Annotated in this window: 19 protein-coding genes and 4 tRNA genes; all 23 read left to right on the top strand. The window is 57.6% G+C overall.

The genetic code is table 11. The annotated features are described in order from the left end of the window. Positions 1-164 precede the first annotated feature (164 nt). The 23 genes from birA (at position 165) to rplC (ending at position 21,764) form a co-directional block, all read left to right on the top strand. Positions 165-1,124: a bifunctional biotin--[acetyl-CoA-carboxylase] ligase/biotin operon repressor BirA gene (gene birA, locus IAE39_RS04390; RefSeq protein WP_201199892.1), complete on the top strand. Its 960-nt coding sequence runs from the start codon at positions 165-167 to the stop codon at positions 1,122-1,124. Continuing rightward, positions 1,114-1,863, top strand: a complete 750-nt coding sequence (locus tag IAE39_RS04395; RefSeq protein ID WP_201199752.1) for a pantothenate kinase — start codon at positions 1,114-1,116, stop codon at positions 1,861-1,863. The genes birA and IAE39_RS04395 overlap by 11 nt, the downstream gene beginning before the upstream one ends. Positions 1,864-1,870: 7 nt before the next feature. Beyond that, on the top strand, positions 1,871-2,296 hold the full coding sequence (locus tag IAE39_RS04400; protein ID WP_201199754.1) for a hypothetical protein: 426 nt from the start codon (positions 1,871-1,873) through the stop codon (positions 2,294-2,296). 152 nt (positions 2,297-2,448) lie between these two features. Beyond that, positions 2,449-2,532: transfer RNA gene (locus tag IAE39_RS04405), tRNA-Tyr, on the top strand. A gap of 24 nt (positions 2,533-2,556) precedes the next feature. Further along, positions 2,557-2,630, top strand: a tRNA-Gly gene (locus IAE39_RS04410). A 29-nt stretch (positions 2,631-2,659) separates the two neighbouring features. Further along, positions 2,660-2,735: transfer RNA gene (locus IAE39_RS04415), tRNA-Thr, on the top strand. Positions 2,736-2,813: 78 nt separating this feature from the next. Beyond that, complete coding sequence (gene tuf / locus IAE39_RS04420) at positions 2,814-4,007, top strand: elongation factor Tu (protein WP_003255489.1); 1,194 nt, start codon at positions 2,814-2,816, stop codon at positions 4,005-4,007. Between the two features lie 54 nt (positions 4,008-4,061). Then, positions 4,062-4,137, top strand: a tRNA-Trp gene (locus tag IAE39_RS04425). Positions 4,138-4,181: 44 nt separating this feature from the next. After that, positions 4,182-4,550, top strand: a complete 369-nt coding sequence (gene secE / locus IAE39_RS04430; protein ID WP_046788137.1) for a preprotein translocase subunit SecE — start codon at positions 4,182-4,184, stop codon at positions 4,548-4,550. A 9-nt stretch (positions 4,551-4,559) separates the two neighbouring features. Beyond that, the gene (gene nusG / locus IAE39_RS04435; protein WP_003255501.1) at positions 4,560-5,093 is read left to right on the top strand and encodes a transcription termination/antitermination protein NusG; all 534 of its coding nucleotides are present in this window, start codon (positions 4,560-4,562) and stop codon (positions 5,091-5,093) included. A 119-nt stretch (positions 5,094-5,212) separates the two neighbouring features. Further along, a complete protein-coding gene (gene rplK, locus IAE39_RS04440; RefSeq protein WP_003255500.1) occupies positions 5,213-5,644 on the top strand; it encodes a 50S ribosomal protein L11 in 432 nt (143 codons plus the stop codon). Then, positions 5,644-6,339, top strand: coding sequence for a 50S ribosomal protein L1 (gene rplA / locus IAE39_RS04445; protein WP_016392127.1), 696 nt, complete (start codon positions 5,644-5,646; stop codon positions 6,337-6,339). The genes rplK and rplA overlap by 1 nt, the downstream gene beginning before the upstream one ends. A 198-nt stretch (positions 6,340-6,537) precedes the next feature. Continuing rightward, positions 6,538-7,038, top strand: coding sequence for a 50S ribosomal protein L10 (gene rplJ, locus IAE39_RS04450; RefSeq protein WP_060513244.1), 501 nt, complete (start codon positions 6,538-6,540; stop codon positions 7,036-7,038). A gap of 77 nt (positions 7,039-7,115) precedes the next feature. Next, positions 7,116-7,481, top strand: coding sequence for a 50S ribosomal protein L7/L12 (gene rplL / locus IAE39_RS04455; RefSeq protein WP_003255496.1), 366 nt, complete (start codon positions 7,116-7,118; stop codon positions 7,479-7,481). A 50-nt stretch (positions 7,482-7,531) separates the two neighbouring features. Further along, complete coding sequence (locus tag IAE39_RS04460; protein WP_155951450.1) at positions 7,532-7,702, top strand: hypothetical protein; 171 nt, start codon at positions 7,532-7,534, stop codon at positions 7,700-7,702. Then, complete coding sequence (gene rpoB / locus IAE39_RS04465; protein ID WP_201199756.1) at positions 7,702-11,775, top strand: DNA-directed RNA polymerase subunit beta; 4,074 nt, start codon at positions 7,702-7,704, stop codon at positions 11,773-11,775. The genes IAE39_RS04460 and rpoB overlap by 1 nt, the downstream gene beginning before the upstream one ends. Positions 11,776-11,839: 64 nt before the next feature. Then, complete coding sequence (rpoC, locus tag IAE39_RS04470; protein WP_201199758.1) at positions 11,840-16,039, top strand: DNA-directed RNA polymerase subunit beta'; 4,200 nt, start codon at positions 11,840-11,842, stop codon at positions 16,037-16,039. A 211-nt stretch (positions 16,040-16,250) separates the two neighbouring features. Further along, positions 16,251-16,622, top strand: a complete 372-nt coding sequence (gene rpsL / locus IAE39_RS04475) for a 30S ribosomal protein S12 (protein WP_003255492.1) — start codon at positions 16,251-16,253, stop codon at positions 16,620-16,622. A 106-nt stretch (positions 16,623-16,728) separates the two neighbouring features. Next, positions 16,729-17,199: a 30S ribosomal protein S7 gene (gene rpsG / locus IAE39_RS04480; RefSeq protein WP_003246741.1), complete on the top strand. Its 471-nt coding sequence runs from the start codon at positions 16,729-16,731 to the stop codon at positions 17,197-17,199. A gap of 30 nt (positions 17,200-17,229) precedes the next feature. Next, on the top strand, positions 17,230-19,374 hold the full coding sequence (fusA, locus tag IAE39_RS04485; RefSeq protein WP_201199760.1) for an elongation factor G: 2,145 nt from the start codon (positions 17,230-17,232) through the stop codon (positions 19,372-19,374). 27 nt (positions 19,375-19,401) lie between these two features. After that, the gene (gene tuf, locus IAE39_RS04490; protein WP_003255489.1) at positions 19,402-20,595 is read left to right on the top strand and encodes an elongation factor Tu; all 1,194 of its coding nucleotides are present in this window, start codon (positions 19,402-19,404) and stop codon (positions 20,593-20,595) included. Positions 20,596-20,736: 141 nt separating this feature from the next. Continuing rightward, positions 20,737-21,048, top strand: coding sequence for a 30S ribosomal protein S10 (gene rpsJ / locus IAE39_RS04495; protein WP_003186070.1), 312 nt, complete (start codon positions 20,737-20,739; stop codon positions 21,046-21,048). Between the two features lie 80 nt (positions 21,049-21,128). Then, complete coding sequence (gene rplC, locus IAE39_RS04500) at positions 21,129-21,764, top strand: 50S ribosomal protein L3 (protein ID WP_003255486.1); 636 nt, start codon at positions 21,129-21,131, stop codon at positions 21,762-21,764. Positions 21,765-21,773 lie beyond the last annotated feature (9 nt).

Genomic DNA, 21,773 nt, shown 5'->3' on the forward strand with positions numbered 1-21,773 from the left:
CGCGAACACCGGCAAAGCCGGTGCCATACACCGCGTCGCCTGCTTCGCGGGCGCGCCCGCTCCCACAGGGAACGTGGTACCACCCTGCCGGTATTCGGCCCTTTTCCTATGCAAGCCCCCAGCCCATGGCTATCATGCCTGCCTTATTCCAAGTCGAGACTGGCATGCTGAAGTTGTTGAATCTCCTCAAGGATGGCCGGTTCCATTCCGGAGAAGCCCTGGGGGCAGCCCTGGGGGTGAGTCGCAGCGCCGTTTGGAAGCAGCTGCAGCATCTGGAAAGTGAGCTGAACCTCACCATTCACAAGGTTCGCGGGCGCGGCTATCAATTGGCGGCGCCGCTGGCCTTGCTTGAGGCGCAGGCAATTGCCGGGTTTGCCGAGGGCGAGCAGTGGCCGGTGTTCATCCACGAAACCATCGACTCCACCAACGCCGAAGGTTTGCGTCTTGCCGGTGAAGGGCAGGCTGCGCCATTCCTGGTTCTGGCCGAGCGCCAGAGCGCTGGCCGTGGTCGGCGTGGTCGGCAATGGGTAAGCCCATTTGCCGAAAACCTCTATTACAGCCTGGTGCTGCGCGTTGATGGCGGCATGCGCCAGCTCGAAGGCTTGAGCCTGGTTGTGGGTTTGTCGGTAATGCGCACTTTGCAGGCATTCGGTGTAAAGGATGTGGGGCTCAAGTGGCCTAATGATGTGCTGGTTCGCGGGCAGAAAATCACCGGCATTCTCCTGGAGCTTGTGGGTGATCCGGCCGATGTCTGTCACGTAGTGCTAGGCGTCGGTATCAATGTGAACATGCAGGTAAACGATCAGGTCGACCAACAATGGACCTCGATGCGGCGTGAAATGGGTGCGGCAATTGATCGCAACCAGCTGGTAGCGTCGCTCAGCCAGCAGCTGCAGCACGAGCTGGCGCGCCATCGTCGCTACGGCTTTGCCGCATTCCAGGAGGAGTGGGAACAGGCGCATCTTTGGCAAGGGCGTAATGTATCGCTGGTTGCCGGCAATACACGTATCGATGGTGTGGTTCTTGGCGTCGACGGGCAGGGCGGCTTGCGCCTTGAGGTGGACGGAGTGGAGAAGAGCTTCAGCGGTGGTGAGCTCAGTTTGAGGTTGCGTGATGATTCTTGAGCTCGATTGCGGTAACAGCTTCATCAAGTGGCGGGTAATCCATGTCGCTGATGCGGTGATTGAAGGTGGCGGGATCGTCGATTCCGACCAGGCACTGGTTGCCGAGGTGGAGGCGCTCGCTTCGGTACGCCTCACGGGCTGTCGCATTGTCAGTGTGCGTAGCGAAGAGGAAACCGACGCGCTTTGCGCCGTAATTTGCCAAGCATTTGCCGTGCAGGCGCGAGTGGCGCACCCAGCCCGGGATATGGCGGGTGTGCGCAATGGCTATGACGATTATCAGCGCCTCGGTATGGATCGTTGGCTGGCTGCGTTGGGCGCATTTCGTTTGGCCAAGGGCGCGTGCCTGGTCATTGATTTGGGCACTGCCGCAAAAGCGGACTTTGTTGCTGCGGACGGCGAACACCTTGGAGGCTACATCTGCCCTGGTATGCCGTTGATGCGTAGCCAGCTGCGCACGCACACACGGCGTATCCGCTATGACGACGCCTCCGCCGAGCGCGCACTGACGAGTCTGTCACCGGGTCGCTCGACCGTCGAAGCGGTAGAGCGCGGCTGCGTGTTGATGCTCCAGGGTTTTGCGCGCACCCAGCTCGAACAGGCGCGTGCATTGTGGGGGGAGGACTTCACGGTGTTCCTCACTGGTGGCGATGCTCCGCTGGTGAAGGAGGCCGTGCCACAGGCGCGTGTTGTGCCTGATCTGGTTTTTGTTGGCCTGGCCATGGCCTGTCCATTGGATTGAGGTGCCTATGCGTTGGTTGTTTCTGCTGTTACTGGTGCTCAACGTCTTTTATTACGTGTGGCATCAGCAGGAAGCCCCGCTGAAGGTCAAGGAAGTCGCCCCATTGTCGCTGTACAAGGGGAGTCAGCAAGAAATCCGGCTGTTGCGTGAAACCGGTGTGTCGGCGCCGCCCAAGCGTCGGGACGAATGCCTGGTAATCGGTGGTGCAATGGCGCAGGAACAGCTCGAAGCGCTGCGCCAGCGCCTGCTGAGCCTGGATATCGCTACTTTCCCGGTGGCGGGGCAGCTGCCTGGGGCTGATGGCCGCTGGCTCAAGGTTGCCCCGGAAAGCGAGCGTTTACTGGACCAAACGGTGATCTCGGCTCTTTCCAATGATTTCAAAGACTTAAAACATAAAATTATTTTCTGCCAGGGTATTGCAACTGGCGAATAGCTTGATAGAATGGCGCCCGCTTCACAGGGAACACCACTCAGGTGGCAGAACCAGAAGCGGTGTCAAAGCAGCTAAGTTTCAGATTTGATTGAAAAAATTTGAAAAAACGCTTGACACTAGGACGGCAGACACATAGAATGCCGGCCACATCTGGAGGGATTCCCGAGCGGCCAAAGGGGACGGACTGTAAATCCGTTGCGAGAGCTTCGAAGGTTCGAATCCTTCTCCCTCCACCAGTTTTAGCGAGAGCCGCAAGCTCCGCGGGTATAGTTTAGTGGTAGAACCTCAGCCTTCCAAGCTGATGATGCGGGTTCGATTCCCGCTACCCGCTCCAAGTTTGCTGGATTTTGCACAAAGTGTTTCGCTCTTGTAGCTCAGTTGGTAGAGCACACCCTTGGTAAGGGTGAGGTCAGCGGTTCAAATCCGCTCAAGAGCTCCATACAAACAAGGCAGATATGAAAATATCTGCCTTTGTTTTATCAGCGCAAGACTATTTCTTCTGCGGAGGATTGTATCGATGGCTAAGGAAAAGTTTGATCGTTCCCTTCCCCACGTTAACGTCGGCACTATCGGCCACGTTGACCACGGTAAGACCACTCTGACCGCAGCTCTGACTCGCGTTTGCTCCGAAGTTTTCGGTTCGGCAATCGTTGAGTTCGACAAGATCGACTCGGCTCCGGAAGAAAAAGCGCGCGGTATCACCATCAACACCGCTCACGTTGAGTACAACTCGACCATTCGTCACTACGCTCACGTTGACTGCCCAGGTCACGCTGACTACGTGAAGAACATGATCACCGGTGCTGCCCAGATGGACGGCGCGATCCTGGTTTGCTCGGCCGCCGATGGTCCGATGCCACAAACCCGTGAGCACATCCTGCTGTCCCGTCAGGTTGGCGTTCCGTACATCGTGGTCTTCCTGAACAAGGCTGACCTGGTAGACGACGCTGAGCTGCTGGAACTGGTCGAGATGGAAGTTCGCGACCTGCTGTCCACCTACGACTTCCCAGGCGACGACACTCCGATCATCATCGGTTCCGCTCGTATGGCCCTGGAAGGCAAAGACGACAACGAAATGGGCACTACCGCTGTCAAGAAGCTGGTAGAGACTCTGGACAGCTACATTCCTGAGCCGGTTCGTGCCATCGATCAGCCGTTCCTGATGCCGATCGAAGACGTATTCTCGATCTCGGGTCGTGGTACCGTTGTTACCGGCCGTATCGAACGTGGTATCGTCCGCGTTCAGGATCCGCTGGAAATCGTTGGTCTGCGTGACACCACCACCACCACCTGCACCGGTGTTGAGATGTTCCGCAAGCTGCTGGACGAAGGTCGTGCTGGCGAGAACTGCGGCGTTCTGCTGCGTGGTACCAAGCGTGACGACGTTGAGCGTGGCCAGGTTCTGGTCAAGCCAGGTTCGGTCAAGCCGCACACCAAGTTCACCGCAGAAGTCTACGTTCTGTCGAAGGAAGAAGGCGGTCGTCACACTCCGTTCTTCAAAGGCTACCGTCCACAGTTCTACTTCCGTACCACTGACGTGACCGGTAACTGCGAACTGCCGGAAGGCGTTGAAATGGTAATGCCAGGTGACAACATTCAGATGACTGTTACCCTGATCAAGACCATCGCAATGGAAGACGGTCTGCGCTTCGCTATCCGTGAAGGTGGTCGTACCGTCGGCGCCGGCGTCGTAGCAAAAATTATTGAATAAGTAGTTGATTTACTTGATCAGGCCGGTATAATGGCCGGCCTGATACAGCGTTACAGGTCAGTAGCTCAATTGGCAGAGCGACGGTCTCCAAAACCGTAGGTTGGGGGTTCGATTCCCTCCTGACCTGCCATTTCACCTCGGTGTGATGGCTTTCTTCTTACAGGATCCTCCTCGATGACCCCCAAAACTGAAGCCCAAGAATCGCGTTTTGATCTGTTCAAGTGGCTGGCTGTAGTGGCTTTGGTGGTAATTGGTGTTGTGGGTAATCAATATTACTCCGCTTCCCCAATCCTGTATCGCGTTCTCGCACTTCTCGCCCTGGCTGCTGTCGCAGGCTTTGTAGCTCTGCAGACTGCGAAGGGTAAGTCGTTCTTTGCGTTGGCGAAGGAAGCTCGTACCGAGATTCGTAAAGTCGTGTGGCCGACCCGCCAGGAAACCACCCAGACCACGCTGATTGTCGTGGCTGTCGTGCTGGTTATGGCACTGCTGTTGTGGGGTCTCGATTCCCTGCTCGGCTGGGCGGTCTCCTTGATCGTTGGCTAAAGGTGTCCCGTGGCTAAGCGTTGGTATGTTGTGCATGCTTACTCGGGTTACGAGAAGCATGTAATGCGCTCCCTGATTGAGCGCGTCAAGCTGGCTGGCATGGAAGACGGTTTCGGCGAGATCCTGGTCCCGACCGAAGAAGTCGTCGAAATGCGCAATGGCCAGAAGCGCAAGAGTGAGCGCAAATTCTTCCCTGGCTATGTACTGGTCCAGATGGAGATGAACGAAGGGACTTGGCACTTGGTCAAGGACACCCCTCGTGTGATGGGCTTTATTGGTGGTACCGCAGACAAGCCTGCGCCAATCACTGATAAAGAAGCTGAAGCTATCCTGCGTCGCGTTGCCGACGGCAGTGACAAGCCGAAGCCGAAGACGCTGTTCGAGCCAGGTGAAGTGGTTCGAGTCATTGATGGTCCGTTCGCTGACTTCAATGGTAGTGTCGAAGAGGTTAACTACGAAAAGAGCCGCCTGCAGGTTGCGGTGCTCATTTTCGGTCGCTCTACTCCGGTGGAGCTCGAGTTCAGCCAGGTCGAAAAGGTCTAGGCGGACAACGCATCCCATACCCCGCAGCCCTGTGTGCTGCGGGGTTTTGTCGTCACTGGGATAAAACGCAAGTCATCCGGGGAGCCATCAGGCGTTCGTACCCGATTTTGGAGTAGCTCATGGCTAAGAAGATTCAGGCTTACATCAAGCTGCAAGTTAAGGCCGGCCAGGCCAACCCAAGCCCACCCGTTGGTCCAGCACTGGGTCAACATGGTGTGAACATCATGGAATTCTGCAAGGCCTTCAACGCCCGTACCCAGGGTCAAGAAGCCGGCCTGCCGACTCCTGTGATCATCACTGTCTACAGCGACCGTAGCTTCACCTTCGAGACCAAGAGCACCCCTGCCTCGGTTCTGCTGAAGAAAGCTGCTGGCCTGACCAGTGGTTCGGCTCGTCCGAACACCGTTAAAGTCGGTACCGTTACCCGTGCTCAGCTGGAAGACATCGCGAAAGCCAAACAGGCTGACCTGACTGCCGCTGACCTGGACGCTGCTGTACGCACCATCGCTGGCTCTGCCCGCAGCATGGGCCTGAACGTGGAGGGTGTGTAATGGCTAAGCTGACCAAGCGCCAAAAGGCAATCGCCGAGAAAATCGAAGCAGGCAAGGCCTACAACTTCGAAGAAGCGGCAACTCTGCTGGCCTCGCTGCCTGCTGCCAAGTTCGTCGAGTCCTACGACATCGCTGTTAACCTCGGTGTTGACCCGCGTAAATCCGACCAGGTCGTACGTAGCGCTACCGTGCTGCCACACGGCACTGGCAAGACCGTTCGCGTTGCTGTCTTCACCCAGGGCCCAGCTGCTGAAGCTGCTCTGGCTGCCGGCGCTGACCGCGTAGGTATGGACGACCTGGCTGCCGAAATGAAAGCCGGCGACCTGAACTATGACGTCGTCATCGCATCGCCTGATGCCATGCGCGTTGTAGGTCAACTGGGTCAGGTTCTGGGTCCTCGTGGCCTGATGCCTAACCCGAAAGTGGGTACCGTGAGCCCAGACGTAGCCACTGCCGTGAAAAACGCCAAGGCTGGTCAGGTTCGCTACCGTACCGACAAAAACGGTATTATCCATACCTCCGTTGGCAAGGTCGGCTTCGAAGCCGGCAAGCTGAAGGAAAACGTTGAAGCCCTGATCGCTGACCTGAAGCGTATCAAGCCAGCTTCCTCGAAAGGTATCTACGTCAAGCGCGTTACCCTGAGCACCACCATGGGCCCAGGTCTGGTCATCGATCAGAGCTCGCTGAACGTGTAAGAACATGGTGGCGCGACGTGTCGCGCCACCAGCAAAAATTGGGGTCCCTGCCTGGCGGGGGCTATCCAAGACCGTAGGCGGCGCAAGCCTTAAAACTCCAGCCCACGCAGATGGTGCTCCCGATTCGTTTACCGAATCAGACACCAAAACGACATCCGGCTTCGGCCAGATGAAACGGTAAAAACCAGGAGTAAACCCGTGGCAATTAAACTCGAAGACAAGAAGGCCATCGTCGCTGAAGTCAACGAGGCTGCCAAAGTCGCTCTGTCCGCTGTCGTGGCCGATGCCCGTGGTGTGACTGTAAGCGCAATGACCGGACTCCGTAAAGAGGCCCGCGAAGCTGGCGTTTACGTACGTGTCGTACGTAACACCCTGCTCAAGCGCGCTGTTGAAGGCACCGAATTCTCGATCCTCAACGACGCGTTCAAAGGCCCGACCCTGATTGCTTTCTCCAACGAACACCCGGGCGCTGCTGCTCGTCTGTTCAAAGAGTTCGCCAAGGGTCAGGACAAGTTCGAGATCAAGGCAGCCGCATTTGACGGCAATCTGATTGCAGCGAACCAGATCGACGTGTTGGCTTCCCTGCCGACCCGCGACGAAGCTATTGCACGACTGATGAGCGTGATTCAAGGCGCCACCAGCAAGCTGGCTCGTACTCTGGCAGCCATTCGCGACCAGAAAGAAGCTACCGCTGCCTAAGGCACGCGAATTCTTTCAAAATCATACGTTTAATTTGATGGCTGCGTAGGCTGTCACCCCAATACAGGATTTAAGTCATGTCTCTGACTAACGAACAAATCATCGAAGCAATCGGCCAGAAAACCGTTCTGGAAGTTGTTGAGCTGATCAAAGCTATGGAAGAAACCTTCGGCGTTACCGCTGCTGTTGCCGCTGCTGGCCCAGCTGCTGCTGCTGCCGTTGTTGAAGAGCAGACCGAGTTCAACGTTGTTCTGGTTGAAGCCGGCGACAAGAAAGTGAACGTGATCAAAGCCGTTCGCGAACTGACCGGTCTGGGCCTGAAAGAAGCCAAAGAGAAAGTCGACGGCGCTCCTCAGGTTGTAGCTGAAGGCGTTTCGAAAGAAGCCGCTGAAGACGCTAAGAAGAAGCTGGAAGAAGCAGGCGCTAAAGTCGAGCTGAAGTAATCTCGACCTTGCGATGCCAGCCTGAGCGTTGAGCAAAAGGCTGATGGCTGGTGGCTTATGCCACCGGCCTTTTTCCGTTATTGGTGGCCGATCAGATCGGCCCCGATAACGAGCTGCAAGACACCCATGTGGGTGGCGCAAACCAAGGGGTTTGCACGATTTTCTGGCTGCTCCCGCCGGGAGAAGCCAAACAAGCAGGTGACCAAGCTGGGGAACGCTGATGGCTTACTCATACACTGAGAAAAAACGTATCCGCAAGGACTTTAGCAAGTTGCCGGACGTCATGGATGTGCCTTACCTCCTGGCCATCCAGCTGGATTCGTATCGCGAATTCCTGCAAGCGGGAGCATCCAAGGATAACTTCCGCGACGTCGGCCTGCACGCGGCCTTCAAATCGGTATTCCCGATCATCAGCTACTCCGGCAATGCTGCCCTGGAGTACGTAGGCTATCGCCTGGGCGAACCCGCCTTCGATGTGAAGGAATGTGTCCTGCGTGGCGTGACCTTCGCGGTACCACTGCGGGTCAAGGTGCGCCTGATCATCTTCGACAAGGAATCGTCGAACAAAGCGATCAAGGACATCAAAGAGCAAGAAGTCTACATGGGTGAAATCCCCCTGATGACTGAGAACGGTACCTTCGTAATCAACGGTACCGAGCGTGTGATCGTTTCCCAGCTGCACCGTTCGCCTGGTGTGTTCTTCGACCACGACCGTGGCAAGACCCACAGCTCCGGCAAGCTGCTGTACTCCGCTCGCATCATCCCTTACCGCGGTTCCTGGCTGGACTTCGAGTTCGACCCGAAAGACTGCGTGTTCGTGCGTATCGACCGTCGCCGCAAACTGCCGGCCTCGGTGCTGCTGCGCGCCCTGGGCTACAGCACTGAAGAAGTGCTGAACACCTTCTACACCACCAACGTGTTCCACATTTCCGGCGAAAAACTCAGCCTGGAACTGGTGCCGCAGCGTCTGCGTGGTGAAGTTGCCGTCATGGACATCCATGACGAAACCGGCAAAGTCATCGTCGAGCAAGGCCGCCGTATTACCGCGCGCCACATCAACCAGCTCGAGAAGGCCGGGGTCAAGCAACTGGACGTTCCTATGGAATACGTCCTGGGCCGTACCACCGCCAAGGCTATCGTGCATCCGGCTACCGGTGAGATCCTCGCCGAATGCAACACCGAGATGACCACCGAACTGCTGATCAAGGTCGCCAAGGCACAGGTTGTCCGTATCGAGACCCTGTACACCAACGACATCGACTGCGGTCCGTTCATCTCCGATACCCTGAAGATCGACACCACCAGCAACCAGCTGGAAGCCCTGGTCGAGATCTACCGCATGATGCGTCCAGGCGAGCCGCCGACCAAGGATGCTGCCGAGACCCTGTTCAACAACCTGTTCTTCAGCGCCGAGCGTTACGACCTGTCCGCCGTTGGCCGCATGAAGTTCAACCGTCGTATCGGTCGTACCGAGATCGAGGGTTCGGGCGTGCTGAGCAAGGAAGACATCGTCGAGGTTCTGAAGACCCTGGTCGATATCCGTAACGGCAAAGGCATCGTCGACGACATCGACCACCTGGGTAACCGTCGCGTACGTTGCGTCGGCGAGATGGCCGAGAACCAGTTCCGCGTTGGCCTGGTGCGTGTTGAGCGCGCGGTCAAGGAACGTCTGTCGATGGCGGAAAGCGAAGGCCTGATGCCGCAAGACCTGATCAACGCCAAGCCGGTTGCGGCGGCGGTGAAAGAGTTCTTCGGTTCCAGCCAGCTGTCTCAGTTCATGGACCAGAACAACCCGCTCTCCGAGATCACCCACAAGCGCCGCGTCTCTGCACTCGGCCCTGGCGGTCTGACCCGTGAGCGTGCCGGCTTCGAAGTCCGTGACGTACACCCGACCCACTACGGCCGTGTGTGCCCGATCGAGACCCCTGAAGGTCCGAACATCGGTCTGATCAACTCCCTGGCAGCCTATGCCCGCACCAACCAGTACGGCTTCCTGGAAAGCCCGTACCGCGTGGTGAAGGAAGGCGTGGTCAGCGACGACATCGTATTCTTGTCGGCCATCGAAGAAGCGGATCACGTCATCGCCCAGGCTTCGGCCGCGATGAACGAGAAGAAGCAGCTGATCGATGAGCTGGTAGCAGTTCGTCACCTGAACGAATTCACCGTCAAGGCGCCGGAAGACGTCACCCTGATGGACGTTTCGCCGAAGCAGGTTGTTTCCGTTGCCGCCTCGCTGATTCCGTTCCTCGAGCACGACGACGCCAACCGCGCATTGATGGGTTCGAACATGCAGCGTCAGGCTGTACCAACCCTGCGTGCCGACAAGCCGCTGGTAGGTACCGGCATGGAGCGCAACGTTGCCCGTGACTCCGGTGTCTGCGTGGTTGCTCGCCGTGGTGGTGTGATCGACTCGGTCGACGCCAGCCGTATCGTCGTTCGCGTCAATGACGACGAAGTCGAAACCGGCGAAGCAGGTGTGGATATCTACAACCTGACCAAGTACACCCGTTCTAACCAGAACACTTGCATCAACCAGCGTCCGCTGGTTAGCAAGGGTGACAAGGTTCAGCGTAGCGACATCATGGCCGACGGCCCGTCCACCGACATGGGTGAACTGGCGCTGGGTCAGAACATGCGCATCGCGTTCATGGCGTGGAACGGCTTCAACTTCGAAGACTCCATCTGCCTGTCCGAGCGTGTGGTTCAGGAAGACCGCTTCACCACTATCCACATTCAGGAACTGACCTGTGTGGCGCGTGACACCAAGCTTGGCCCAGAGGAAATCACTGCGGACATCCCGAACGTGGGTGAAGCCGCACTGAACAAGCTGGACGAGGCTGGTATTGTCTACGTAGGTGCTGAAGTCGGCGCTGGCGACATCCTGGTCGGCAAGGTCACGCCAAAAGGCGAAACCCAGCTGACGCCGGAAGAAAAACTGCTGCGCGCAATCTTCGGTGAGAAGGCCAGCGACGTTAAGGACACCTCCCTGCGCGTGCCAACCGGCACCAAGGGTACTGTCATCGACGTACAGGTCTTCACCCGTGATGGCGTCGAGCGCGACAGCCGCGCCCTGGCCATCGAGAAGATGCAGCTGGACGAGATTCGCAAGGATCTCAACGAAGAGTTCCGTATCGTTGAAGGTGCAACCTTCGAACGTCTGCGTTCTGCCCTGAACGGCCAGGTGGTCGACGGTGGCGCGGGCCTGAAGAAAGGCACCGTGGTCACTGACGAAGTGCTGGACGGTCTGGAGCACGGCCAGTGGTTCAAACTGCGCATGGCTGAAGATGCACTGAACGAGCAGCTGGAAAAGGCTCAGCAGTACATCGTCGACCGTCGCCGTCTGCTGGACGACAAGTTCGAAGACAAGAAACGCAAGCTGCAGCAGGGCGATGACCTGGCACCGGGCGTACTGAAGATCGTCAAGGTTTACCTGGCAATCCGCCGTCGCATCCAGCCGGGTGACAAGATGGCCGGCCGTCACGGTAACAAAGGTGTTGTCTCGGTCATCATGCCGGTTGAAGACATGCCGCACGATGCCAACGGTACTCCGGTCGACGTCGTACTGAACCCGCTGGGCGTACCTTCGCGTATGAACGTTGGTCAGATCCTCGAAACCCACCTGGGCCTGGCGGCCAAGGGCCTGGGCGAGAAGATCGACCGCATGCTCGAAGAGCAGCGCAAAGCGGCTGAACTGCGTGTGTTCCTGACCGAGGTCTACAACGAGATCGGCGGTCGTCAGGAAAACCTCGAAGAGTTCACCGACGCAGAGATCCTGGCTCTGGCCCACAACCTGAAGAAAGGCGTGCCAATGGCTACTCCGGTCTTCGACGGTGCCAAAGAGCGCGAGATCAAGGCCATGCTGAAACTGGCAGACCTGCCAGAAAGCGGCCAGATGGTGCTGTTCGATGGTCGTACCGGCAACAAGTTCGAGCGTCCTGTGACCGTTGGTTACATGTACATGCTCAAGCTGAACCACTTGGTGGACGACAAGATGCACGCGCGTTCCACTGGTTCTTACAGCCTGGTTACCCAGCAACCGCTGGGTGGTAAGGCGCAGTTCGGTGGTCAGCGTTTCGGGGAGATGGAAGTGTGGGCGCTGGAAGCATACGGCGCGGCATACACCCTGCAAGAAATGCTCACAGTGAAGTCGGACGACGTGAACGGCCGTACCAAGATGTACAAGAACATCGTGGATGGCGATCACCGTATGGAGCCGGGCATGCCCGAGTCCTTCAACGTGTTGATCAAAGAGATCCGTTCGCTCGGTATCGATATCGATCTGGAAACCGAATAACACGTGACGCGAAGGGGAGTGGGGCAGGTAATGCCCGCTCCCTGCTCCGCCAGGAGGAAAGGCCTTGAAAGACCTACTGAATTTGCTGAAAAACCAGGGTCAAGTCGAAGAGTTCGACGCCATCCGCATCGGTCTGGCGTCGCCTGAAATGATCCGTTCGTGGTCGTTCGGTGAAGTTAAGAAGCCGGAAACCATCAACTACCGTACGTTCAAGCCTGAGCGTGACGGCCTGTTCTGCGCCAAGATCTTTGGCCCAGTCAAGGACTACGAGTGCCTGTGCGGCAAGTACAAGCGCCTCAAGCACCGCGGCGTAATCTGCGAGAAGTGCGGCGTTGAAGTTGCCCTGGCCAAGGTTCGTCGTGAGCGCATGGCGCACATCGAACTGGCCTCGCCGGTTGCCCACATCTGGTTCCTGAAGTCGCTGCCGTCCCGTATCGGCCTGCTGATGGACATGACCCTGCGTGATATCGAGCGCGTGCTCTACTTCGAGAGCTATGTCGTTATCGACCCGGGCATGACCACCCTGGAAAAGGGCCAGTTGCTGAACGACGAGCAGTACTTCGAAGCGCTGGAAGAGTTCGGTGACGACTTCGACGCCCGCATGGGTGCCGAGGCTGTTCGCGAGCTGCTGCACGCTATCGACCTGGAGCACGAGATCGGCCGCCTGCGCGAAGAAATTCCGCAGACCAACTCGGAAACCAAGATCAAGAAGCTGTCCAAGCGCCTGAAGCTGATGGAAGCTTTCCAGGGCTCGGGCAACCTGCCTGAGTGGATGGTCCTGACCGTCCTGCCAGTACTGCCGCCGGACCTGCGTCCGCTGGTACCGCTGGATGGCGGCCGCTTCGCGACCTCCGACCTGAACGACCTGTATCGTCGGGTGATCAACCGTAACAACCGTCTGAAGCGCCTGCTGGATCTGTCGGCCCCGGACATCATCGTGCGCAACGAAAAGCGCATGCTGCAGGAAGCGGTCGACGCCCTGCTGGACAACGGCCGTCGCGGTCGCGCCATCACTGGCTCGAACAAGCGTCCGCTGAAGTCCCTGGCTGACATGATCAAAGGTAAGCAAGGTCGCTTCCGTCAGAACTTGCTCGGTAAGCGTGTGGACTACTCCGGCCGTTCGGTAATTACCGTAGGCCCGACCCTGCGTCTGCACCAGTGCGGTCTGCCGAAGAAAATGGCCCTCGAGCTGTTCAAGCCGTTCATTTTCGGCAAGCTGGAAATGCGTGGTCTGGCGACCACCATCAAGGCTGCCAAGAAGATGGTCGAGCGCGAACTGCCAGAGGTGTGGGACGTTCTCGCCGAAGTGATTCGCGAACACCCCGTGCTGCTCAACCGTGCACCGACCCTGCACCGTCTGGGTATCCAGGCGTTTGAACCGGTACTGATCGAAGGTAAGGCTATCCAGCTGCACCCGCTGGTCTGCGCCGCGTACAACGCCGACTTCGACGGTGACCAGATGGCTGTTCACGTGCCGCTGACCCTGGAAGCCCAGCTCGAAGCACGTGCGCTGATGATGTCGACCAACAACATCCTGTCGCCAGCCAACGGTGAGCCAATCATCGTTCCTTCGCAGGACGTTGTACTGGGTCTGTACTACATGACCCGTGAAGCCATCAACGCCAAGGGCGAAGGTCGCGTATTTGCCGACCTGCAGGAAGTCGACCGCGTATTCCGCGCCGGCGAAGCTGCCCTGCACGCGAAAATCAAGGTTCGTATCAACGAAACCGTGAAAGAGCGTGATGGTTCGGTGGTCAAGAATACCCGCATCGTCGACACCACCGTCGGCCGTGCGCTGCTGTTCCAGGTTGTACCGGCAGGCCTGCCGTACGACGTGGTCAACCAGCCGATGAAGAAAAAGGCGATCTCCAAGCTGATCAACCAGTGCTACCGCGTGGTTGGTCTGAAAGAGACCGTTATCTTCGCTGACCAGCTGATGTACACCGGTTTCGCTTACTCGACCATTTCTGGCGTTTCCATCGGTGTTAACGACTTCGTTATCCCGGACGAGAAAGCCCGCATCATCGGTAACGCTACCGACGAAGTGAAGGAAATCGAGAGCCAGTACGCCTCCGGCCTGGTAACCCAGGGCGAGAAGTACAACAAGGTCATCGACTTGTGGTCGAAGGCGAACGACGAAGTGTCCAAGGCGATGATGGCCAACCTCTCGAAAGAGAAGGTCATCGACCGCGAGGGCAAGGAAGTCGAGCAAGAGTCCTTCAACTCGATGTACATGATGGCCGACTCGGGTGCGCGGGGTTCCGCAGCACAGATCCGTCAGCTGGCCGGTATGCGTGGCCTGATGGCCAAGCCGGACGGCTCGATCATCGAGACGCCGATCACCGCGAACTTCCGTGAAGGTTTGAGCGTACTTCAGTACTTCATCTCGACTCACGGTGCTCGTAAGGGTCTGGCGGATACCGCACTGAAGACCGCTAACTCTGGTTACCTGACCCGTCGTCTGGTAGACGTTGCCCAGGATCTGGTAGTTACCGAGATCGACTGTGGCACCGACCACGGCCTGCTGATGACGCCGCACATTGAAGGCGGCGACGTTGTAGAGCCGCTGGGTGAGCGTGTACTGGGCCGTGTCATCGCCCGTGACGTGTTCAAGCCAGGCACCGAGGACGTCATCGTTCCGGCCGGTACCCTGGTTGACGAGCAGTGGGTCGAGTTCATCGAGCTGAACAGCATCGACGAAGTGATCGTGCGTTCGCCGATCAACTGCGAAACCCGCTTCGGTATCTGCGCCAAGTGCTACGGTCGCGACCTGGCTCGTGGTCACCAGGTGAACATTGGTGAAGCTGTCGGCGTTATCGCTGCACAGTCGATCGGTGAGCCGGGTACCCAGCTGACCATGCGTACGTTCCACATCGGTGGTGCTGCAAGCCGTACTTCGGCTGCCGACAGCGTCCAGGTGAAGAATGGCGGTATGGTGCGTCTACATAACCTGAAGCAGGTTGAGCGTGCCGACGGTAACCTGGTTGCCGTATCGCGTTCCGGTGAGTTGGCCATTGCCGACGAATTCGGTCGTGAGCGTGAGCGTTACAAGCTGCCTTACGGTGCGGTGATTTCGGTCAAGGAAGGTGAAAAGGTCGAAGCTGGCGCCATCGTCGCCAAGTGGGACCCGCACACCCACCCGATCGTTACCGAACTGAAAGGTACCGTGACCTTCGTGGGCATGGAAGAAAACATCACCATCAAGCGTCAGACCGATGAGCTGACCGGCTTGACCAACATTGAAGTACTGGACGTCAAGGATCGCCCTGCCGCTGGCAAGGAAATCCGTCCGGCAATCAAGATGGTCGACGCCGCTGGCAAGGACCTGTACCTGCCAGGTACCGACGTACCTGCCCAGTACTTCCTGCCGGCCAACGCCCTTGTTGGTGTTGCCGACGGTGCCCAGATCGGTGTTGGTGACGTTATCGCGCGTATCCCGCAAGAAACGTCGAAGACCCGCGACATCACCGGTGGTCTGCCGCGCGTTGCCGACTTGTTCGAAGCGCGTCGTCCGAAAGAAGCCTCGATTCTGGCTGAAGTCAGCGGCACCATCGCATTCGGTAAAGAAACCAAGGGCAAGCGTCGCCTGGTCATCACTCCGACCGACGGTAGCGATCCGTACGAAGAGCTGATTCCGAAGTGGCGCCACCTGAACGTCTTCGAAGGTGAGCAGGTAAACCGCGGTGAAGTTATCTCCGACGGCCCGAGCGATCCGCACGACATCCTGCGTTTGCTGGGTGTGAGCGCGCTGGCGAAGTACATCGTCAACGAGATCCAGGACGTTTACCGTCTGCAAGGCGTGAAGATCAACGACAAGCACATCGAGACCATCCTGCGTCAGATGCTGCGCAAGGTCGAGATCGCCGAGTCGGGTGACTCCAGCTTCATCAAGGGCGACCAGATGGAACTGACCCAGGTGCTGATGGAAAACGAGCGCCTGGCTGGGGAAGACAAGTTCATCTCCAAGTTCACCCGTGTGCTGCTGGGTATCACCAAGGCCTCGCTGTCGACCGAATCGTTCATCTCCGCGGCTTCCTTCCAGGAAACCACCCGCGTATTGACCGAAGCGGCGGTAACCGGCAAGCGCGACTACCTGCGCGGCCTGAAAGAGAACGTGGTCGTGGGTCGTCTGATCCCGGCCGGTACCGGTCTGGCCTACCACAGCGAGCGCAAGCGTCGCCGTGATGCCGACAAACCGCTGCGTGTAAGCGCCAGTGAGGTGGAAGCCGCACTGACCGAAGCGCTGAACTCCAGCGGTAACTAAGTACAGGGCAGGGCCCCGGCAAGCCTCGAACGGCCATCGGCGACATAAAATGTTGCCGATGATCGGGCGAGGAGGGCCGGGGCCTCGTCTTGACTGGGTGCAAGATCCTCCGTAGACTTTTGTACCCTTAAATTTGGTGAGGCTCCGTCTCGCCAATTTTTGGCTTTCTTGCAAGACAATAGAGTCGCAAGACAATCAGTGGAGCTAGTAGATGGCAACTATCAACCAGCTGGTACGTCAGCCGCGTAAGCGTTCGGTCGAAAAGTCCGACGTTCCTGCGCTGCAGAACTGCCCGCAACGTCGTGGCGTGTGCACCCGTGTGTACACCACCACGCCGAAAAAACCTAACTCGGCACTGCGTAAAGTATGCCGTGTGCGTCTGACCAACGGTTTCGAGGTTTCCTCGTACATCGGTGGTGAAGGCCACAACCTGCAAGAGCACAGCGTCGTCCTGATCCGTGGCGGCCGTGTAAAAGACTTGCCAGGTGTTCGTTACCACACCGTTCGCGGCTCTCTGGATACTTCGGGCGTTAAAGGCCGTAACCAGGGTCGTTCGAAGTACGGTACCAAGCGTCCGAAGTAATCGGCCGTTTGCAGACATCCATTTTTTTGAGTCGATAAGAGTAAGGTCGGGCAGGGGTCGAAGACCCACGTCCCGGGCTAACCTGAAGACCGTTTGAGGGCTTATCATGCCAAGACGTCGTGTAGCAGCAAAACGTGAGATTCTGGACGATCCTAAATACGGATCCCAAATCCTCGCCAAGTTCATGAACCACGTGATGGAAAGCGGCAAGAAGGCCGTAGCCGAGCGCATCGTTTACGGTGCCCTGGATACCGTCAAAGCACGCAAGAACAGCGACCCCCTGGAAATCTTCGAGAAAGCTCTCGACGCCATCGCTCCGCTGGTCGAAGTTAAGTCCCGCCGTGTAGGCGGTGCCACTTACCAGGTTCCGGTTGAAGTTCGTCCATCCCGTCGTAACGCTCTGGCAATGCGCTGGCTCGTAGACTACGCCCGCAAGCGCGGCGAGAAGTCGATGGCCCTGCGCCTGGCCGGTGAACTGCTGGATGCTGCCGAGGGCAAAGGTGCTGCAGTCAAGAAGCGTGAAGACGTTCACCGTATGGCTGAAGCCAACAAAGCGTTCTCGCACTACCGCTTCTAATTCAAGCATCAATCATTTTGCGAGGGCTTTATGGCTCGTACTACAGCAATTAACCGCTACCGTAACATTGGTATCTGTGCCCACGTTGACGCGGGCAAGACCACCACTACCGAGCGGATCCTGTTCTACACAGGTCTGAGCCACAAGATGGGCGAGGTGCATGACGGCGCCGCGACCACCGACTGGATGGTGCAGGAGCAGGAGCGGGGTATTACCATTACCTCCGCTGCCGTTACCACCTTCTGGAAAGGTTCCCGTGGTCAGTACGACAACTACCGCGTAAACGTCATCGATACCCCCGGCCACGTTGACTTCACCATTGAAGTAGAACGTTCGCTGCGTGTACTCGACGGCGCGGTCGTTGTGTTCTGCGGTACCTCCGGCGTTGAGCCGCAGTCCGAAACCGTATGGCGTCAAGCCAACAAGTACGGTGTTCCACGTGTTGTCTACGTGAACAAGATGGACCGTGCCGGTGCAAACTTCCTGCGCGTCGTAGGTCAGATCAAGAATCGTCTGGGTCACACCCCGGTTCCTGTTCAGCTGGCCATCGGTTCGGAAGATAACTTCCAGGGTCAGGTCGATCTGATCAAGATGAAGGCTATCTACTGGAACGACGACGACAAAGGCACCACCTACCGCGAGGAAGAAATTCCTGCGGACATGCTCGAGCTGGCTGAAGAATGGCGCTCGAACATGGTGGAAGCTGCTGCCGAAGCCAGCGAAGAGCTGATGAACAAGTACCTTGAAGAAGGTGAGCTGACCGTCGAAGAGATCAAGGCAGGTCTGCGTGCGCGCACCCTGGCCAGCGAGATCGTTCCGGCTGTCTGCGGTTCGTCGTTCAAGAACAAGGGCGTTCCCCTGGTTCTCGACGCCGTCATCGACTTCCTGCCTGCGCCGACCGAGATCCCTGCAATCCAGGGTATTAACCCGGACGACAAGGATCTGGACAAAGAAGATCCGGCCGTTCGCAAGGACGTGCGTCATGCCGACGACGACGAGCCGTTCTCGGCTCTGGCGTTCAAGATCGCAACCGACCCGTTCGTAGGTACTCTGACCTTCGTTCGCGTCTACTCGGGCGTTCTGAACTCCGGTGACTCGGTCATCAACTCGGTCAAAGGCAAGAAAGAGCGCGTTGGCCGTATGGTGCAGATGCACGCCAACCAGCGTGAAGAGATCAAAGAAGTTCGCGCTGGCGACATCGCGGCTCTGATCGGCATGAAAGACGTGACCACAGGCGAAACCCTGTGCAACGCCGACAAGCCAATCATCCTCGAGCGCATGGACTTCCCAGAGCCGGTAATCTCGCTCTCCGTTGAGCCGAAAACCAAGGCTGACCAGGAGAAGATGGGTATCGCACTGGGCAAGCTGGCTCAGGAAGACCCGTCGTTCCGCGTCAAGACCGACGAAGAGACTGGTCAGACCATCATCTCGGGTATGGGTGAGCTGCACCTGGACATCCTCGTTGACCGCATGAAGCGCGAATTCAACGTCGAGGCCAACATCGGCAAGCCGCAGGTTTCGTACCGCGAGAAGATCACCAAGTCCGGCGTCGAGATCGAAGGCAAGTTCGTTCGCCAGTCGGGTGGTCGTGGTCAGTTCGGTCACTGCTGGATCCGCTTCTCGGAGCCAGAAGTCGACGCGAAGGGCAACATCACCGAAGGTCTGGTATTCACCAACGAAGTTGTTGGTGGCGTGATTCCGAAGGAATTCATTGCCCCGATCCAGAAGGGTATCGAAGAGCAGATGAAGAACGGCGTTGTTGCCGGCTATCCTCTGATCGGCCTGAAGGCCACGGTATTCGACGGTTCGTACCACGATGTCGACTCCAACGAAATGGCGTTCAAGATCGCCGCTTCGATGGCAACCAAGCAGCTGGCCACCAAGGGCGGCGGCGTGGTGCTCGAGCCGATCATGAAGGTCGAAGTTGTAACCCCGGAAGACTACCTGGGTGACGTGATGGGTGACCTGAACCGTCGTCGTGGTCTGGTACAGGGTATGGATGAATCGGTCTCTGGCCGTGTCGTCCGCGCTGAAGTTCCGCTCGGAGAGATGTTCGGTTACGCAACCGACGTTCGTTCCATGTCTCAGGGTCGCGCAAGCTACTCCATGGAATTCTCCAAATACGCCGAAGCTCCGTCGAACATCGTCGAAGCACTCGTTAAAAAACAAGGCTAATCCCCTTTAGGCAAGAGGTTCACTGTCGTGGCTAAAGAAAAATTTGATCGTTCCCTTCCCCACGTTAACGTCGGCACTATCGGCCACGTTGACCACGGTAAGACCACTCTGACCGCAGCTCTGACTCGCGTTTGCTCCGAAGTTTTCGGTTCGGCAATCGTTGAGTTCGACAAGATCGACTCGGCTCCGGAAGAAAAAGCGCGCGGTATCACCATCAACACCGCTCACGTTGAGTACAACTCGACCATTCGTCACTACGCTCACGTTGACTGCCCAGGTCACGCTGACTACGTGAAGAACATGATCACCGGTGCTGCCCAGATGGACGGCGCGATCCTGGTTTGCTCGGCCGCCGATGGTCCGATGCCACAAACCCGTGAGCACATCCTGCTGTCCCGTCAGGTTGGCGTTCCGTACATCGTGGTCTTCCTGAACAAGGCTGACCTGGTAGACGACGCTGAGCTGCTGGAACTGGTCGAGATGGAAGTTCGCGACCTGCTGTCCACCTATGACTTCCCAGGCGACGACACTCCGATCATCATCGGTTCCGCTCGTATGGCCCTGGAAGGCAAAGACGACAACGAAATGGGCACTACCGCTGTCAAGAAGCTGGTAGAGACTCTGGACAGCTACATTCCTGAGCCAGTTCGTGCCATCGACCAGCCGTTCCTGATGCCGATCGAAGACGTATTCTCGATCTCGGGTCGTGGTACCGTTGTTACCGGCCGTATCGAGCGTGGTATCGTCCGCGTTCAGGATCCGCTGGAAATCGTTGGTCTGCGTGACACCACCACCACCACCTGCACCGGTGTTGAGATGTTCCGCAAGCTGCTGGACGAAGGTCGTGCTGGCGAGAACTGCGGCGTTCTGCTGCGTGGTACCAAGCGTGACGACGTTGAGCGTGGCCAGGTTCTGGTCAAGCCAGGTTCGGTCAAGCCGCACACCAAGTTCACCGCAGAAGTCTACGTTCTGTCGAAGGAAGAAGGCGGTCGTCACACTCCGTTCTTCAAAGGCTACCGTCCACAGTTCTACTTCCGTACCACTGACGTGACCGGTAACTGCGAACTGCCGGAAGGCGTTGAAATGGTAATGCCAGGTGACAACATTCAGATGACTGTTACCCTGATCAAGACCATCGCAATGGAAGACGGTCTGCGCTTCGCTATCCGTGAAGGCGGTCGTACCGTCGGCGCCGGCGTCGTAGCCAAAATCATCGAGTAATCACTCGACCGATTGAAAAAACCCCCGCTCAGCGGGGGTTTTTTTTATTGGGTTGACACTAAATGGGGGCGTCTATAGAATCACGCCTCCTTTTAGCGGGCGTAGTGCGTCCGTTGGGAACAGCCTGGAGTCTGAAATCCAATGCAAAATCAGCAAATCCGTATCAGGTTGAAGGCTTTCGACCATCGCCTGATCGACCAATCCACCCAGGAAATCGTGGAAACCGCGAAACGTACTGGTGCACAAGTGCGTGGTCCAATTCCACTGCCTACCCGCAAAGAGCGTTTCACCGTTCTGGTCTCCCCGCACGTCAACAAAGACGCGCGTGACCAGTACGAGATTCGCACTCATAAGCGTGTCCTGGACATCGTCCAGCCAACGGATAAAACCGTTGATGCGCTGATGAAGCTTGATCTGGCGGCAGGTGTGGAAGTACAGATCAGCCTCGGCTAAGACTTCGGTCTAGTCGTGTAACGCTCTGAAATGGGCGGCCATAGCGGGTGAAAGCCCCGTACACTCATGAGGTTTACAACATGACTATTGGTGTAATCGGTCGCAAGTGCGGTATGACCCGCATTTTCACCGAAGAAGGTGTCTCCATTCCGGTCACGGTCATTGAGATCGAGCCGAATCGCGTCACCCAGTTCAAAACTGAAGAAACCGATGGCTACCGTGCAGTGCAAGTCACTGTCGGCGAGCGTCGTGCTTCGCGTGTGACTGCCGCTCAGGCAGGCCACTTCGCCAAGGCTAACGTTGCCGCTGGTCGCGGTGTTTGGGAGTTCCGTCTTGAAGAAGGCGATTTCCAGGCTGGCGATCTGATCAAAGCTGAACTCTTCACTGCAGGCCAGCTGGTTGACGTTACTGGTCAGTCCAAAGGTAAAGGCTTCGCCGGTACCATCAAGCGCTGGAACTTCCGTGGTCAGGACAACACCCACGGTAACTCCGTGTCGCACCGTGTTCCTGGTTCCATCGGCCAGTGCCAGACTCCTGGTCGTGTGTTCAAGGGCAAGAAAATGTCCGGTCACATGGGCGCCGAGCGCGTGACTGTTCAGTCCCTGGAAGTAGTTCGCGTAGACGCTGAACGCAACCTGCTGCTGATCAAGGGTGCCGTACCTGGCGCTACTGGCGGCGACGTGGTTGTACGTCCAGCTGTCAAGGCTCGCGGTTAAGGGGAAACT

The sequence above is a fragment of the Pseudomonas sp. S37 genome (assembly GCF_016658545.1).
Taxonomy (GTDB): Bacteria; Pseudomonadota; Gammaproteobacteria; order Pseudomonadales; family Pseudomonadaceae; genus Aquipseudomonas.

Bases quoted from the DNA above. Each gene is read 5' to 3' on its own strand.
- IAE39_RS04395 (WP_201199752.1), top strand. From the start codon at position 1,114: ATGATTCTTGAGCTCGATTGCGGTAACAGCTTCATCAAGTGGCGGGTA.
- rplC (WP_003255486.1), top strand. From the start codon at position 21,129: ATGACTATTGGTGTAATCGGTCGCAAGTGCGGTATGACCCGCATTTTC.
- rpsJ (WP_003186070.1), top strand. From the start codon at position 20,737: ATGCAAAATCAGCAAATCCGTATCAGGTTGAAGGCTTTCGACCATCGC.
- rpsG (WP_003246741.1), top strand. From the start codon at position 16,729: ATGCCAAGACGTCGTGTAGCAGCAAAACGTGAGATTCTGGACGATCCT.
- rplL (WP_003255496.1), top strand. From the start codon at position 7,116: ATGTCTCTGACTAACGAACAAATCATCGAAGCAATCGGCCAGAAAACC.
- IAE39_RS04400 (WP_201199754.1), top strand. From the start codon at position 1,871: ATGCGTTGGTTGTTTCTGCTGTTACTGGTGCTCAACGTCTTTTATTAC.
- rplK (WP_003255500.1), top strand. From the start codon at position 5,213: ATGGCTAAGAAGATTCAGGCTTACATCAAGCTGCAAGTTAAGGCCGGC.
- rpsL (WP_003255492.1), top strand. From the start codon at position 16,251: ATGGCAACTATCAACCAGCTGGTACGTCAGCCGCGTAAGCGTTCGGTC.
- rplA (WP_016392127.1), top strand. From the start codon at position 5,644: ATGGCTAAGCTGACCAAGCGCCAAAAGGCAATCGCCGAGAAAATCGAA.
- secE (WP_046788137.1), top strand. From the start codon at position 4,182: ATGACCCCCAAAACTGAAGCCCAAGAATCGCGTTTTGATCTGTTCAAG.
- rpoB (WP_201199756.1), top strand. From the start codon at position 7,702: ATGGCTTACTCATACACTGAGAAAAAACGTATCCGCAAGGACTTTAGC.
- fusA (WP_201199760.1), top strand. From the start codon at position 17,230: ATGGCTCGTACTACAGCAATTAACCGCTACCGTAACATTGGTATCTGT.
- tuf (WP_003255489.1), top strand. From the start codon at position 2,814: ATGGCTAAGGAAAAGTTTGATCGTTCCCTTCCCCACGTTAACGTCGGC.
- birA (WP_201199892.1), top strand. From the start codon at position 165: ATGCTGAAGTTGTTGAATCTCCTCAAGGATGGCCGGTTCCATTCCGGA.